Raw genomic sequence first — 15,869 nt, 5'->3', positions numbered from 1 at the left:
GGGTAAATTTTTATTTAATGAGTTTTGAATTATTTTTTTTATAAATTTTTGCATCAAACTTGTAATATCTTGCAGCACGGTGCGAAACATTTTTTTCAATTTCGTCTAAAGGAATAATATAATTAAATGATGAAATTTTTTTATGAAAGTTTTTAATGTCAATATATTTTTCACTTAGAGCAGAATACAGCTGATAAAGTTGTCTTATGGTAAATTTTTTTGGCAAAAGCTCAAAAATGATTGAGAAATCAGATTCTATCCATTTTCTTATTTCAATCAAAGATTCGCTGATGATTTTATTATGATCAAACGGTAAAGCCGGAACATTATCCACAGGATACCAATCTACCGTACTATACTTACTGCTGTTAATCTTATGATCAATTTTACAAAGAGAAAGATAAGCTACTGTAATAATCCGGTCTATATCGTGTTTATATTCAGTTCCCATCCATTTGATATCACTTTCATTGCTTGCTCTCATAGGATCTGCAAAGCATTTGAATTGCTTCAAAACCATTTTTTTAATTCCTGTAAGCTCGTGAAGAACTCTTTGGGCAGCATCATCTACATCCTCTTCACTGAAAATAAGGCTCCCCGGAAGTTTGATCTGTTTTTTATTGGCATTGTCTTCTTCATGTCTTTGAACTAGTAAAATATTGAGCCTGTTTTCGTGATCAAATCCAAAAACAACACAGTCAACAGATACATAGGTATGAATGAAATTCTGTTTCATAAAAATGTTAACATTTAGGTAACATTACAAATATAAAAATACAATTGAATAAAAAAAATTATTTTACTATTAGTTACTGCATATCAATATATTACATATCTATTTTTTATGATATTGTAGGGGTAATTTTTATGATAAGGTTATCATAAAAAATATACTTATGTAAAATGTAAGGTATGAGTTTACAAACAATTAGTGAAATGTATCATCATCATCAGCCGAATATTTTTTTAAGAAAATTTTATGATAAGAATCATAACAATTTTTATGAAAAAAAATAAAATAAAAAGTGTTAAAAACACACTTTTTATTAAAAAAAACAATAGAAATTGATATTTTTTTTTGCTTTTTTTATACGTAAGCAAGCAAAAAATTGGTTATAACGGAATTTTACATTCAAAATGTATATAAAATTGGTTGCTGGGAAATAGAATATTTTAAAATTGAAAAAATAAAGCTAACTTACTGTTAACCAAAATAAAATCTACTTAAATTATTGGCGAGTAACTTCGGGGCTTTAATTAAGAGATATTTTTTTCAATAATCTCCTTATCTAAGAAAATTACATTTGCGTAATCAGGGGATAATTTAAAAAAAACATCAATGTCTTTTAAGTACATATTCGTAGGTGAAGGCGGTTCTCTGATCCTGAAGATCCCATTTTGAAGTTTCTAGCCTGACCCGTTCTCCATACTTTTTGCTGATATCCCTCAACGAATTACCGACCGACTTCCGGAGGTATTCACTATCACTGGCTTTATGTTGGCTTATGAGATCAATAGCCACTTCAGGATGCGTTTTAAAATAAGGTCGCCCTGTCCAGATCCGCAAACCTTCGGTAACCGCACGGCAAACATTGGGATGTTCATCATCGAGCCAGTCTTTGATTTCGGGAAGTGAATTCTCATAGCCATAATCTTTACAGTACTGATCAAATGCCTTAGCAATGATCTCCTGTACCTGCCAACTTTCATCCGATCGGGCGGTTTCCTTTAATAAACGGAGTACAGAATTATCTTTGACCGCAATAAATCCGAGGATGAAAATAGCACAACAACGGACTTGATAAAATTCGCTTCGGAGCATATCCACAGCTATTGCTTTTGACTCCGGTAAAGTTTTACTGTCGATTATTTTTTGTGCTTCCAATTCAAATGGTTTGAAGCCGTGCTCCACTGCCGTCAATTTCTCTATAAGTGAATCCATTATTATCTTATATTATTTCATCCAATTTAAGATCGGAATATTTAAAATAATTAGTTTTGTTTAATCCCTGCCAATTTTACTTTATTAAGCCAAATCTTACGTTGATTTTCATCGGAGGTTTTAATGATTCCTATATACGTAACCTTTACCGGCTTTATTCCGCAAAATTGCAAGACCGATTTCTTGAGCTGATTTACGCTTGGTCTCCCGAACATTATTCTGTAATACAGGCTGGGTTGATCTAATGTCGTTATAATATGTGCTGTTTTACCTTTCAGAAGTTGATCCCACCAGACAGAATTTTCCCTGTATTTGAAGGCGCGACCGGGTAAAAACAATCTGTCAATAAACCCTTTTGTGATCGCCGGCAAGCCTCCCCACCATACAGGATGGATCCATACCAGATGATCTGCCCAGACAATCTTTTCCCAAGCTGTGACGAGATCAGGTTCCAGTTCCATTATTTTCTGATATCCAAACTGAAGGTTCGGATTAAAGTTGAGCTCAGTAATGATGATTTCCTTTATTTCAGCCCCGGATTCAACAGCTCCCTTTTTGTAGGAATCAGCAATTCCAAAATTGAAAGAATCCTTATTCGGATGTCCGTTGATGATCAATATTTTTTTCATTCTTTAAATTTAATATTAATAGAGCAATAAAATTCAATCTTTTGTATGAGATTTGACATTCATAAAGCTAATAACTAAAATTATTTTTATTTCATCTTAATTATGCAAGAGTTATTTTAGTGAAAAAACATTAAGTAATACAATTAAAACACTAATATTCTTTGTCTTGTTTATTTTATTAGTATTGTCCATACATAAAGCAGAAACCCACAATCATAAACTTTCATTTTTGATTGTGGGTTTTTCACTTAGTAAGACTATTGTAGACTAAGTTATTTTTAAAATTAAGCTTCAATTCATCTTGTGATATGCATTCTATTCTTACCAGACAAACTCGCATGGCAATTGTCTTTCGGCAATCACTCTGCGTGATTTTGTAACATACAATCTAAGGAAAGATCCCGGATTGATGTTATAAATGGTTTTTCCATATATTTGAACTGCCATGGTACCACCAGATTTGTCAAAGTTATAAATGACAATCTGTTGTTTTGGATAGATTTCTTTAAAACTAACCACCATTTTCACTTGTTCACCTATAATATGAATCAGTCGGTTTCTATCATCTACAGCCAGATAACCGGAAGGATCAATCTCATATTCGTGGGGATCTAACCTGATTGCATATTCAGAATCATCGTTTACAATTTCATCTCTAAGATTAGCTACATTACCATTGGGAATAAATATTGTGTCGGGTCTCTCCTCTTCCGATTTGAAGTTTTTACTGGCTTTAACCGAACCTTCTACCGTTAATTTATCCTCTTTATTGGATTCTCTTCCCATTCCGAAGAGTCTTGTATCTAAATTAAAGTTTAATCCTTCGAAGCCGTCATACTGAGAACCATAAAGGTAATATTGTTTTCTTTTGGCTGTTACAAATCTTTTTTGGTTATTATCTATAATACCTGATTCGCCACCAATATAATCATCCGCAATTATTAAACCTGACCCTGTATTTACCGTAAAATCTGAGTTGAGCTGTAGCCCATATTGAGCCATATAATTCCATTGCTGAATGCTGGCAACATTAAAATCCTGAGAAGTCCAAACCTGTGCCCAAGCTGACCAGCTTCCACCCCTCAGTGTCCTTTGATAGGTTACGTTAGTAGTATTGCCTGAACCATAAGAAGTTGCTGTTTGTTTTACCCAACTGGTATCGTGGGCTTCAATAGTTACATACCACCAACCACTATTATTTAAAGGCGCATTAAGTAATCCTGAACCTCGGTAAAAACCTGTATTAAAGTAGTTATTAAGATTTGCGCCCGATATTTCAACAGACATACCACCCGGTGTACTTAGAAAATTTGCCCGTGCATATGATTGTGTTGCCAATGCTACATATAATCCTGAATTATGATATATGTAAGGAAACGAACTTCCATCTGCAGTAGGCACGTTTCCAGAAGAGAAACCAACCGCCGTAGCATTTTCCTGACCATTGGCTTTTGTATTTAGCTGGTTAACATTCGCCGCATGAGTTCCTAAAGTTCCTGCCGGAATAACAGGACTTTGCAGAAAAGTATTGGTACTTGTAAAAGTCTGAATACCATTCAGGGTTGCATAATTATTCAGTTGGGTATTTAAAGATGATTGAGTTACATAACTTGCCGGGTTAAAATTACCTGTGTGAAACATTTTAACCCATGAAATCCAGTTGCCTGCTGTTTGTGATCTAAGATATATGTCATTGGTTCTCCAGTCTCCATATAATTGTGTAGTCCATGCGGAACTGTAACTTAATGACAATAAACTACCATCCATAGAACTGGAAGGTCTATTACTACCCCCTAAATAATTAGTTTGAGTACCTTCGCTTACTAAATTAGCATCAGATATAGATTTAGATGATAAATAAACATTATTAAACCCATCAATGATACCATAACCAGCTAATGTAGTCGGTTTTGAAGTTAATGATGCAAAAGTGTGCGTATGATTTACTGAAGCATATTCTGATGGATTAAAATTTCCCGTATGAAAAATTTTATTCCAAGCACCCCATGTATTATTATAATTTTGAAAAAATAGATTATTACTGGATTGTACTAATCTGAATGCTGTATTATTATTTCCTGAATTATCACTATAAGGTACAAAAGTCATACTTGCGCCGTAAGTACCTACAGGAAAATTATTCAGCTCAATCGCTGAATTTGACTTAAAATCAAACCATACACCGGCTCGTATATCAGTTGAAGGTGATGGATTTGTATTTCTTGTATCAATACTTCTTATAGAGTTTACATCACCTCCTAATCCTGCTTGTCTTGGTACATCTGTAATACCATATCCTGATGCTGTAGTTGGTTTACTCGTTATTTGAGAAAATGCATGAGTGTGTCCTGATAATGAATAATTGTTAGAATCTAAACTACCATCCGCTTTTAAAAATTGGGCGGCAGTACCGCCCAATACCCTATAGCCCTTTGAGGTGTTATAGTATGAGTATTTTACATCCATATCAAATATCTTTACGAGTTACTGTTATAGCTACAGTATTAGGCAAAGCAGAATCAAATTCAATATCAATTTTATTAGGATCGGTTAATTTTATTCTGCCATCAATTTTGTAAAATGTCACTGTATCGTACATTGCAACATCTACATTTCTGGTTCCTAAATTGTGTATCACAGTTGCAGTCCCTGAAATAGAAGTACTGTATGATTTTGCAGTATTATTTCCGGCGATAACTCTACCTTTAGAATCTACTGTAACCTCATCGTAAGTTCCGGCAGACACCCCCGTAGCAGATAATGTAAAAGTTGAAGAAACATTTGCAGAACCGTCAAATGAAACATTCCAAGTTCCGTCACCTGTAGCGGAAATTGTTCTCGGAGTGGTCAGTTTTGCAGATGATCCGGTCGTATTGATCGCTGCAGTTCCTGTTAATAATGTTGCAGGAACAGCAGTTACAGGAATGGTAACATTTCCGGAACCATCAATGGTTTGCGCTGTCGATGTAACTCCTGAAAGGGCAATACTTCTGGCTGTAGTCCATTTTGTAGCAGAAAGAACACTTTTCGATGCATCTGCCGTATTATCAACATTACTTAAACCTACATGAGATTTATTTAAAACAACAACCCCTGTTAATCCATTCACAGAATCTACAGCTCCGGAAGTGATATAAACGAATGTTGTCCCAGTCCATCGGTACGTTTTGTTTGTATCAAGCGACACATAAATTTTGCCTGTTTCAGCAGCAAGCAGATTAGTATATGCAGCTTCTTTATAGAATTTTCCGTCTGCAGCTTTATAATATCCTTCTAAAACATCGTCTACATAAGATGGCAATTGAGTTGCAGGAACCTGTCCCGATGCATCCAGTGTAGCAACTCCATTCGCTATCCCTTTTTGCGATATCTGGATGTAATTTGCCAGATCCGAAGATGTAGGCATAGATCCCAAAGATACCGTAATTCCGTTCGTAGTCTGAGTGATTCCCGTAACTACATTTCCCGTACCCGAAGTAGTGACCGGTAAAGAAAATGTAGTTCCCGATAATGTCAAACCATTTCCTGCACTATACGTTGTATTGGTAGAGGCTAATGTAATTGTGTTTCCGGATTGGGTAACCGCTATATTAGAGCCTGCTGCAAGCGTAACATCTCCGGAGACTAAAGAACCTGATGTACCCCCTTTCAAACGGGTAATGGTGTCAGGCGTTGTCAATGATCTGTTTGCAGACAAGTCATAAGCTGTACCGTTAATTGTTAAAGTTCGTGTTTTGGGTACGTAATCTGACGGATCTAAATTTCCATCATGCCAGAAAGTACTGATTGATCTTGTGCCTCCGCCGGCTGTTAAAATTTCGCTGTCTGTTTTACCTTCTATTTTGTAACCAACAGAGCTTCGATAATAAGCGTATTTAATGTCCATAATTATATTTTTTTAATGGTTAACTGAATCATATTTGGCGGTAATGAATCAAATAGCACGTCAATAGTATTCGTGTCTATTCTTTTTACCTTAAGAGGAATTGTAAACATGGTAACTGTGTCATAAGCATCAACCATAAAACTTAAAGTATCAAGATCATGCTTTATTCTGGAGTCACCTCTTACCCTCTCTTCGTGTTTAATTTTTTCGGAATTGGCAGCTTCTTCAATTTTCTTAATTTTATCATATACCAGATCATTGAACTGATTCTGGTAAGTAATCGTTCCCCAGTTTGAATAGCTTCCGATAAGATTGATTTTATCATCCCAATTGCTACCGACAAAAACCTCTTTAAGCAATTCTATCTGCTGCCTGTTTTCTTTAATATAGTCTACAATTTTCTGTAGTTGATCAAGATTTATATCATTGGAGATCAGCATTGCATCAATTCTTGCAATACTTGCGAGCATTTCCTCATCTTTTATGTAAAGTACATCCAGAATTTCCCTGATTTGTTCTTTCGTATAGACATTCCCGCTTTCTTGGTCGCCATCGACAGTGGCTGCTAAATGTATTTCTAACTTTTCCTTCCATTCGCTTATATTAACGGCAGAAAGATTGGATGCATTAAGCTTTGCCAATACTGCGTGGTGTGCATGTTGATCTTCCAGATGGCTTGTAAAAGCTGTTGCAGAAAGTGTATTTTGAAAGGCTTCATATAATCCTGCCACATCGTCCATTTTGATTTTTTCACTCAAATGACGGAACGAAGAAAAGGTCTGCTTAAATTGATATTCTGTAGGCATATCGCCTTCTTCAAACCAACTGAAGATCGTATTTAATGGTGTAGGTGTATCCATTGGCTTATTAATATTAGTTTTATATTTTGATCATTGAGAAAATCTGTCCTGTTCATGAGCTAATTGCCATGAATAAAGTTCTTCTTTATTATTCTGGATAATTACAGAGTCCTGATCAAGAAACTCTGTTTTCTTGTAATTCTATTTTAAGATCAACAATCAATCTACCTTTTATCTGTAATAGTTTTTGACAGATCTCTTAACATCATCTTTTTTTGAATTCAATGATTATTCAAATTTTTGAGAGTTCAAATTTGATCATTCTTTCGTTCTTACAAAAGTTTTTCACCATCTCTAATCTGTAGCTGCAGTCGTGTTACATTTTTTCAGACAAGATGATATTGTCATGTTATTACTTGGTACAAAATTCATCTTTTTTAAGTTTATCTCAAAGCTTTTTACCCCTTCTGTTCTGTAGCTGCAGTCATCTTTACTTTCCTGAAACAAAAGCATATTATTATCTAATTACTTGTTGCAAAATTCATTTTTTTTAAGCTCATTTGAAAATTTTCAGACCACTCCATTCTGTAGTTGCAGTAATCTCGAACTACATCAAAAAAAGATGTAACAAAATACTTTCAGATTCATACTGGTCAATAAGGAGATGATTTAAAGTTTAATTTTAACTCTGCTTTTAGCTTTCCTCAGAAAAATTCTTACCATAAGATCCTCAAGCATAACATAAAAAAAGAGACTTATCCAACCGATAAGTCTCTTTCTGATTAATTAATTAATTAATTTTATTTTTTAATAAAATCCTGCTGATTGATTGGGTTCTGATCCCAGCCTCCGCCAAGCGCTCTATAAACAGCAACACTGGCTTTCAGTTGATCAACTTTCTTTTCAACAAGCTCAAATCTGGACTCTAAAGCATCTCTTTGTGTAAGCAAAACTTCCATATAATCTGCTCTTGCATACTTGAACAGGTCATTAGAAATATCAATAGATTTTGTTAAAGCATCAACTTCCTGCATTTTAATACTGACACTATTATTCAGATTCTTGATCTTTGAAAGCTGGTTTGCCACCTCAATATAAGCTCCTAAAACCGTTTGTTCGTAATGATAAACCGCCTGAATCTGCTTTGCATTTGCATTTTTATATGCTGCTTTTATTGCACTTCTGTTAATCAGGGGAGCCGTAAGTTCTCCTGCTAAAGAAAATAAAAACGACTCCGGTTTTACTAAATATACCGGATTGAATGCCTGCAAACCAATTCCTGCGCCAATATCAAGAGAAGGATAAAATCTTGCTTTTGCAGATTTAATATCCAGCTTTGATGCAGCCAACTCATATTCAGCCTGTTTAATATCCGGGCGGTTTTCAAGAAGCTCGGAAGGAATTCCCGCAAAAACAGTTTGTGGAAGTACAGAGTTAAAATCATGGCTTCTTTCCACCGGCTGAGGAAATCTTCCTATCAGAAAATTAATTTTATTCTCTGTTTCTACAATTTTCTGCTGGATGTCATACTGCATTCCCTGCGTTTTCAAAACCTGAGCCTGAAATCTTTTTACAGCAAGCTCATTGGAGCGTGCATTTTTTTTCAGTTCTTTTATAATATTCAGCGCATCATTCTGAATTTTAATATTTTGATTTAAAATAACCAGTTCATTATCCAAAGCAAGCAATTCATAGTAAGAATCTGCGATCTCAGAAATAAGGTTGGTAATCATAAAATTTTTACCTTCCACAGTCGCCAAATATCGCTGTACCTGAGCTCTTGTTGCATTATGAAGTTTTCCCCAAATATCGGTTTCCCATTTTGCCTGAACTCCTATTCCGAAATCAAATAAGGGTTCCGGCATTTCTTTACCATGTTCAATTTCAGTGTTGGCTTCCATTGCACCGATATTGGTGTAGCGGCTCACTTTGTCAACTCCGGCTCCTGCTTTCAGACCAACTGTTGGCAAATATTCTCCTTTTCTGGCTTTAATTTCATTTTTAGAAATTTCAATTTCCTGAAGAACAATATTTAATTCCTGATTATTCTGAAGTGCCTGACTGATTAATGTCTGAAGATTCTGATCATTAAAATAGTCATTCCATTTCATTTTTCCTGAATTGGAAGAATCATTTTGTTCAGATCCATACATCTCAGGAACTGTTTTGTTTGCGGCACGCTGCTGTATTTCTACAGGTTTGCAGGCAGTAAGACTTAGTAGAAAAAATACTGTTGCTGCGTATTGATGTAATTTATTCTTATTCATAGTGGATCATGTCTTCAGTTAATGGTGATTCATCTTCGTCTTTGATCATTTTTCTGCCATCCGATAATCGGGCAAAAATGTAATAGAGTCCCGGAATTACAATCACTCCGAATAAGGTTCCTATTAACATTCCCCCTAAAGCAGAAGCTCCTATGGTATGGTTTCCTACCGCGCCTGCTCCGCCTGCGAAAACGAGCGGAACCAAACCTGCAATAAATGCAAATGAAGTCATTAAAATAGGCCTGAAACGTGCTCTTGAGCCTTCAATGGCAGCCTCAAGAATAGAATCTCCCGCCTGCCGCCTCTTTACCGCAACTTCTACAATAAGAACGGCATTTTTACCTAATAAACCGATAATCATGATTAATCCTACCTGTGCATAAATGTCGTTTTCCAGTCCCATTGCTTTTAATAATAAAAAAGACCCGAAAACTCCTACCGGCAATGAGAATAAAACTGCAAACGGAATGATAAAACTTTCATACTGCGCTGCCAATACCAGATAAACAAATACCAATACGACAAGGAAGACATAGATTGCTTCATTACCACGCTGTGCTTCGTCATAAGACAATCCTTCCCACGCTACTTTGTAACCGTGAGGAAGCGTTTTTTCTGCTACTTCATTAATTACCTGAATCGCATCTGCTGTTGTATATCCTTCAGCCGGAAGTCCGCGGATTGCAGCCGAATTATACATATTATAACGTGTAATTTCATTCGGTCCCTGTGTTTTTTTCATGGTCATAAATGCTGAATAGGGAACCATTTCACCATGATCATTTTTTACGTACAATCCTAAAATATCAGTAGGAAGCCTCCTAAATTCTGGTGAAGACTGCACGTATACTTTGAAAAACTGTCCGAAACGGATAAATCCCTGCTCGTAAGTACTTCCGATTAAAATATTCAGATTTTCCATTGCAGTACCGATAGACACGCCTTTCTGCATCGCGGCATTATTGTCAAAAACCAGCTCGTACTGAGGATAATTTGCCGCAAAAAAGGTAAAAACTCCGGTAAGCTCTTTACGTTTTTTCAGTTGAGCGATAAAGTCTTTATTTATTTTGTCAAAATCCTGATAATTGGTAGTTCTGTTCATATCGAGAAGCCTCATAGAAAAGCCTCCCGAAGATCCGAAGCCCGGAACTGCAGGCGGTTCAAAAAACTCAATGGTTGCTCCCAGATCTTTTGATTTTTCTTCAAGCTCTTCCATGATTTCTTTCACGTCATGCTTACGGTCATTCCAGCTTTTAAGATTAATTAAACACGTTCCGGCGTTGGAGCCGCGACCTTCTGTCATGATTTCGTAACCCGCCAATGATGAAACCGATTCTACCCCCTCTACATTTTCACAGATTTTTTGTAATTCTCTTGATACTTTATTGGTCTGCTCAAGCGTTGATCCCGGTGGAGTCTGAACAATTGCATAAATTGTTCCCTGGTCTTCGTTGGGAATAAAACCGCCCGGAAGTAATCTATTGACAATAAAAATCCCTACACAGAAAGCGCCAAGAATTCCCCATGTCACCACTTTTCGGGTAACAATTTTTCTTAGGAATAAGGCATATTTTCCTGTCACTTTATCAAATCCTTTATTGAAAGAATCTAAAGATTTAACGAAAATATTAGATTTTTTTGGTTTTCCATGGTGATTTTTCAATAACATCGCTGCCAAAACCGGAGTCAATGTTAAAGCTACCACCGCTGAAATTACAATTGAGCTTGCCATGGTAATAGAAAACTGACGATAGAAAGTTCCTACCGGACCCGTCATAAATGAAATTGGAATAAACACTGCAACCATTACCGCAGTAATGGCAATGATAGCACCTGCGATTTCTCCCATTACTTCTTTTACCGCTTTGTAAGGGGTAATAGTACTATTTTCTTCCATCTTGGCGTGAACAGCTTCTATGACCACAATTGCATTATCTACCACAATTCCGATGGCTAAAACTAAAGCGAAAAGTGTCACCAGATTAATTGACATCCCAAAAAGCTGAATGACAAAGAAAGTTCCGATCAAAGAAACGGGAACCGCAATAATGGGAATTAATGTTGAGCGCCAATCTCCTAAAAATATAAATACAACAATCGCTACCAAAATAAAGGCATCCCTTAAAGTATGCATTACCTGTTCAATAGAAGCATCAAGGAATTGTGAAACATCGTAACTGATCTTATAATCAACTCCCGGAGGAAAACTGCCTTTCATTTCCTCCAATTTAGCTTTTACATCTTTAATTACATCATTCGCATTACTTCCGTAGTTTTGTTTTAATACAATAGAAGCCGAAGGATGCCCATCAAGATTTGAATAAATATCAAAAAATTCACTTCCCAATTCTATATTGGCAATATCTTTCAGTTTAATATTTTCTCCTTCAGAATTAGAACGGACAATAATATTTTCGTATTCTTCAGGTTTATTATATTGTCCTTTATAAGTAAGTACATATTCCAGCGACTGTGCTACAATACCGGAACTTTGTCCTATCCTTCCGGGGCGGCCGATGATGCTTTGTTCACCAATAGCTTTCATCACCTCATCTACAGAAATTGAGTATGCTCTCATCCTGTCGGGATTTAGCCAGATACGCATTGCATATCTTCGGCTTCCCAGAATCTGAGATTTGGCAATCCCGTGAATACGGTTGATTTCCGGGATAATATTAACTGTTGCGTAATTGTACAGAAATTTTTCGTCCATGCTTTTGTTGGTGCTGTATAAATTTACATACATCAACATACTTGGCTGAATCGGGTTTACCACCACCCCTTCCTTCTGTACCAGTTCAGGAAGTAAAGGCATTACCTGATCTACTCTTGTTTTCACCAGAACTACAGCCTCGTTAGCATCGGTTCCGGGATCAAAAACCACATTCACTGTTGCTTCGCCCGCACTCGTTGCATCGGTTGTGATGTAACGCATTCCCTGAACACCATTAATCGCATTTTCTATGGTAATCAAGGAGGACTTTACCAATACATCCGCACTTGCGCCCGGATACGCAATGGTAACCGCAACCGTCGTAGGAGCAATTTTAGGAAACTGTTCGGTAGGAAGCTGCTTAATGGCAAGACCACCAATAAATAAGATAACAACCGATAACACAATAGCGAAAACCGGTCTGTGTATAACTTTTTTAAACATAATTCTGCTTTTAAATTACTCGGCATACAGATCCAGATTCGACATTACTTTTTCAGGTTTTTGATATTTGACGTTAATCTTCTGGTTTTCCTGAACCATTCTGAGACCGTCAAGAAGAATTCTTTCATTCTTGTCAAGACCTGAAGCTACTACATAAATATGTGGCAATTCGGCAGCAATTTTTATTTCTCTTGCTTTTACTTTATTGTCTTTTGTAATTACATATACGTATTTTTTCTCTAATTCCTCAAAAGTTGCTTTTTGAGGGATCATCAATGCATTGGCGTAAGGTGAAGTAATGACTATATTTCCTGTTTCGCCATATCTTAATAAGCCTTTCGGATTGAGAAAAGTTGCTCTGTAGGCGATATTTCCCGTTTCATTGTCAAAATCAGATTCAATAGTTTCTACAATCCCATCCTGAGAAAATTCTTTCCCATTTGCCATTCTGAGACGAACGTGCATAGGATCATTGGTTTTTCTGTCACTCATCTGATTCAGATATTCAGCTTCCGGAACGTTGAAATACACCCACATTTTACTGTTATCCGAAAGCTCGGTAATCAATTCGCCATCATCCACAAGACTCCCCTTTCTCACATGAAGTCTTCCTACAATTCCCGAAAAAGGGGCTCTGATTTCAGTAAAACCTAAATGGATGTTCGTAGAAGAAAGCTCTGCTCTGGCTTTTTCATATCTTGCTCTTGCCATTGCCATTTCTTGTGGAGCCACGATGTCTTTGTCTGCAAGATTTTTGGTATTCTGATATTCAATTTCGGCATACTTGGCTTCAGCCTTAGCTTTATTTACATCAGACTGATATAAATTAGGCATAATTTTAAATAAAAGCTGTCCTTTCTGAACATGCTGTCCTTCGTCTACATAGATAGACTGAATATATCCTTTTTCCTGAGCACGAAGCTCAATATGATTGATGGAACGAATTTGGGCTACATAATCTTTATTGATTAATGTATCTTTAACGATTGGACTTGTCACATTAAAAGATGCCTCTTCCGTCTTTTCCTTCTTTTCCGATTGGCAGCTTACACACCAAAAGGTAAGGCACAGACTGATATACATGAGACTTTTCTTGACCATGATAATAATTTTTATAATAATTTTAAAATTGAAAATAGCTTTGTAAGCTTTCAAAATAAAAAATGAAAGCTTTAATGTTTTTCAGAAAATTATTATAAAATCACAGCCGGATGACCCTGTACTGAATATACAGATCATCCTGAGAAGATTGTAAAAGCTCTGAATGAGCCAGTGAAACAGCGATTTCTCTATCGTGAAATGTCGCAACAAAACCTGAGATGAAGTGCCCGAAATCTCCTTTGAAAAGTGTAAGTACTTCTGGAGATGCCTTTACATTATCATCGTTTTCAGAATCAATTTCGAAGAAATCAGCACAAATTTTAATATAATAAGGATGATCAGGTGTATACAGACAAAATTTCCCGTTGTCTTTACCGAAGTGAAAAGCTGTAGGTGAACTTTGATCTAACCTGTCGGCATATTGAAGATCAGACGATATATCTTTAGAAGTATATTGCTGCAGTTGCCCATTATACATACCCAAAACGGTAAGCAAAGCGAACAGCGAACTATATAAAAACTGATAAAATCTACTTGACATTCTGAGGGCAAAGGTAACCAAACTTTAATCTTATTTACAAATATGTAAAATTAAAAAAGTGTTAAAAGATGAGAAGATAAGGTGATTACTCAACAGCCGAACAATTTTACCTTCAAAAAATGAATAAAAAAAATATTTTGAAGCAATTAAATCAACCTATTTCTCTTTGCCATCTCCACCGCTTCAATTTTTGAATGCACATGCAATTTCTGATAAATGTTTTCGGTGTGACGCCGAACGGTTGAAGGCGAAATGAATAAATTTTCAGCAATGGCGGTGTAAGGAAGCCCTTTCGAAAGTTGTTCCAAGACTTCGGTTTCGCGTGTGGTAAGGGTAATGGGTTCTGAATTTTCGGGTTGAATTGTTAACGGATGCCGCAGCAATTTTAAGGTTTTCATCGCAATGGACGGCGTCATCACTGCACCGCCTTCCAATGTTTGCACAATGGCATCGTGCAGTTCTTTCGGTGGTATTTCTTTAAGCAGGTAACCGTCTGCTCCGGCTTTTATCGCATTGAAAATATTTTCATCATCGTCAAAAACCGTAAGCATAATGATTTTGATCTGCGGGTATTTTTGTTTGACCAATTTGGTCGTTTCAATCCCGTTTTTTCGGGGCATTTCGATGTCCATCAAAATGAGGTCGGTGCGTTTATCTGTCTGCAATTTTTTCATACACTGCATGCCGTCATTTGCCGTAAAAGAAAGCTGTATATTTTCAAATAATGATAATTTATCCTTAACACTTTTGATAAGAAAATTATTGTCTTCGATGATGGCGATTCTTGTTTTCATTGTTAAGTTTCTTTTACGCTTTTAACGGTTTGCACTATTTGCCAACCTTTCACTTAATTTTTTAATAAGCCCTTCTTTTTCAATCAATTCAGAAACTTTTATTTCAAATGTTTTGATATTGGATAGTCTTGGAAAGGATAATTTTCCTCTTGCAAAAGATTGACTAACTAATATATTGACATAATTAAAAATCAAAATGAATTTTTGAAGGTTGTCGGTTTCTATTATTTTAAAACCAATATTCCGAGCCGTTCGTTCATTGATAATGTAGCTGGTTCCCCGAATAATTAATTCATCTTCATTGGAATTTTTTTTCTCCTCAATTAACTTTAAGAGTCCCTGCAAAAACTTAGAAAGAATAAAATTTATCCTTTGCCTGCCCTTTAATTCACTGTCAATCACAAAAAAGTAATCGAAAAGCGTACCTCCGTGTATTTTCATTATTCCATTTTTGGGTTCTTCCACTAATAAAAGTGAGGAGAGGTAAACTATTTTCCCGGTTTTCTTCATTGATGGCACATCAAAAAATGGGGCAACCACCGATATAATTATGGGAATAACAATAAAAATCAATAAATATAGTTTCAGCAACCCAAACAGTAAAACAAATAAAAATAAGATAATCAAGGTGATAAGAGCTACATAAACCTGAATTCTGTTTTGTTCTTTTTTTGTTTTAGTGTAAAATCGATGTTCCAAAAATTTATTTTTTTTAAGCATCCTTTGTTTAAACAATGGATTTTTTATTCTAA

General features: G+C 35.8%; 12 protein-coding genes. All 12 read right to left on the bottom strand.

Features of this window, described 5'->3' with window-relative positions; genetic code table 11:
- Window positions 1–10 precede the first annotated feature (10 nt).
- The 12 genes from FOL89_RS00750 to FOL89_RS00695 all read right to left on the bottom strand — a co-directional run bounded on the left by FOL89_RS00750 (window position 11) and on the right by FOL89_RS00695 (window position 15,837).
- Window positions 11–736 (bottom strand): NUDIX hydrolase, encoded by a 726-nt coding sequence (locus FOL89_RS00750; protein ID WP_144280938.1) that lies wholly within the window; start codon window positions 734–736, stop codon window positions 11–13.
- A 600-nt stretch (window positions 737–1,336) separates the two neighbouring features.
- Window positions 1,337–1,942 (bottom strand): HEAT repeat domain-containing protein, encoded by a 606-nt coding sequence (locus tag FOL89_RS00745; protein ID WP_144280937.1) that lies wholly within the window; start codon window positions 1,940–1,942, stop codon window positions 1,337–1,339.
- Window positions 1,943–1,992: 50 nt separating this feature from the next.
- Window positions 1,993–2,571: an NAD(P)H-dependent oxidoreductase gene (locus FOL89_RS00740; RefSeq protein ID WP_144280936.1), complete on the bottom strand. Its 579-nt coding sequence runs from the start codon at window positions 2,569–2,571 to the stop codon at window positions 1,993–1,995.
- A 321-nt stretch (window positions 2,572–2,892) separates the two neighbouring features.
- Window positions 2,893–5,037: a pyocin knob domain-containing protein gene (locus FOL89_RS00735; RefSeq protein ID WP_144280935.1), complete on the bottom strand. Its 2,145-nt coding sequence runs from the start codon at window positions 5,035–5,037 to the stop codon at window positions 2,893–2,895.
- A gap of 1 nt (window position 5,038) precedes the next feature.
- Window positions 5,039–6,457, bottom strand: coding sequence for a phage tail protein (locus FOL89_RS00730; RefSeq protein ID WP_144280934.1), 1,419 nt, complete (start codon window positions 6,455–6,457; stop codon window positions 5,039–5,041).
- A 2-nt stretch (window positions 6,458–6,459) separates the two neighbouring features.
- Window positions 6,460–7,317, bottom strand: a complete 858-nt coding sequence (locus tag FOL89_RS00725; RefSeq protein WP_144280933.1) for a hypothetical protein — start codon at window positions 7,315–7,317, stop codon at window positions 6,460–6,462.
- A gap of 740 nt (window positions 7,318–8,057) precedes the next feature.
- Entirely contained in the window at window positions 8,058–9,524 is a 1,467-nt protein-coding gene (locus tag FOL89_RS00720; RefSeq protein WP_144280932.1) for a TolC family protein, read from the bottom strand.
- Entirely contained in the window at window positions 9,517–12,681 is a 3,165-nt protein-coding gene (locus FOL89_RS00715) for an efflux RND transporter permease subunit (protein ID WP_144280931.1), read from the bottom strand. Before FOL89_RS00715 ends, FOL89_RS00720 begins: the two co-directional genes overlap by 8 nt.
- Window positions 12,682–12,696: 15 nt before the next feature.
- Window positions 12,697–13,782 (bottom strand): efflux RND transporter periplasmic adaptor subunit, encoded by a 1,086-nt coding sequence (locus FOL89_RS00710; RefSeq protein WP_144280930.1) that lies wholly within the window; start codon window positions 13,780–13,782, stop codon window positions 12,697–12,699.
- Between the two features lie 100 nt (window positions 13,783–13,882).
- On the bottom strand, window positions 13,883–14,323 hold the full coding sequence (locus tag FOL89_RS00705) for a hypothetical protein (protein ID WP_144280929.1): 441 nt from the start codon (window positions 14,321–14,323) through the stop codon (window positions 13,883–13,885).
- A 146-nt stretch (window positions 14,324–14,469) separates the two neighbouring features.
- Window positions 14,470–15,117, bottom strand: coding sequence for a response regulator (locus tag FOL89_RS00700; RefSeq protein ID WP_144280928.1), 648 nt, complete (start codon window positions 15,115–15,117; stop codon window positions 14,470–14,472).
- 21 nt (window positions 15,118–15,138) lie between these two features.
- Window positions 15,139–15,837, bottom strand: coding sequence for a hypothetical protein (locus FOL89_RS00695; RefSeq protein WP_228444832.1), 699 nt, complete (start codon window positions 15,835–15,837; stop codon window positions 15,139–15,141).
- Window positions 15,838–15,869 lie beyond the last annotated feature (32 nt).

The sequence above is a fragment of the Chryseobacterium echinoideorum genome (assembly GCF_007474535.1).
GTDB classification, from domain to species: Bacteria; Bacteroidota; Bacteroidia; order Flavobacteriales; family Weeksellaceae; genus Chryseobacterium; species Chryseobacterium echinoideorum.
This window is presented reverse-complemented; position numbering and strand designations above follow the sequence as displayed.

Excerpts from the sequence above, each read along its gene's own strand:
- FOL89_RS00695 (WP_228444832.1), bottom strand. The coding sequence starts at position 15,837 with ATGCTTAAAAAAAATAAATTTTTGGAACATCGATTTTACACTAAAACA.
- FOL89_RS00700 (WP_144280928.1), bottom strand. The coding sequence starts at position 15,117 with ATGAAAACAAGAATCGCCATCATCGAAGACAATAATTTTCTTATCAAA.
- FOL89_RS00725 (WP_144280933.1), bottom strand. The coding sequence starts at position 7,317 with ATGGATACACCTACACCATTAAATACGATCTTCAGTTGGTTTGAAGAA.
- FOL89_RS00705 (WP_144280929.1), bottom strand. The coding sequence starts at position 14,323 with ATGTCAAGTAGATTTTATCAGTTTTTATATAGTTCGCTGTTCGCTTTG.
- FOL89_RS00710 (WP_144280930.1), bottom strand. The coding sequence starts at position 13,782 with ATGGTCAAGAAAAGTCTCATGTATATCAGTCTGTGCCTTACCTTTTGG.
- FOL89_RS00720 (WP_144280932.1), bottom strand. The coding sequence starts at position 9,524 with ATGAATAAGAATAAATTACATCAATACGCAGCAACAGTATTTTTTCTA.
- FOL89_RS00740 (WP_144280936.1), bottom strand. The coding sequence starts at position 2,571 with ATGAAAAAAATATTGATCATCAACGGACATCCGAATAAGGATTCTTTC.
- FOL89_RS00715 (WP_144280931.1), bottom strand. The coding sequence starts at position 12,681 with ATGTTTAAAAAAGTTATACACAGACCGGTTTTCGCTATTGTGTTATCG.
- FOL89_RS00745 (WP_144280937.1), bottom strand. The coding sequence starts at position 1,942 with ATGGATTCACTTATAGAGAAATTGACGGCAGTGGAGCACGGCTTCAAA.
- FOL89_RS00735 (WP_144280935.1), bottom strand. The coding sequence starts at position 5,037 with ATGGATGTAAAATACTCATACTATAACACCTCAAAGGGCTATAGGGTA.
- FOL89_RS00750 (WP_144280938.1), bottom strand. The coding sequence starts at position 736 with ATGAAACAGAATTTCATTCATACCTATGTATCTGTTGACTGTGTTGTT.
- FOL89_RS00730 (WP_144280934.1), bottom strand. The coding sequence starts at position 6,457 with ATGGACATTAAATACGCTTATTATCGAAGCTCTGTTGGTTACAAAATA.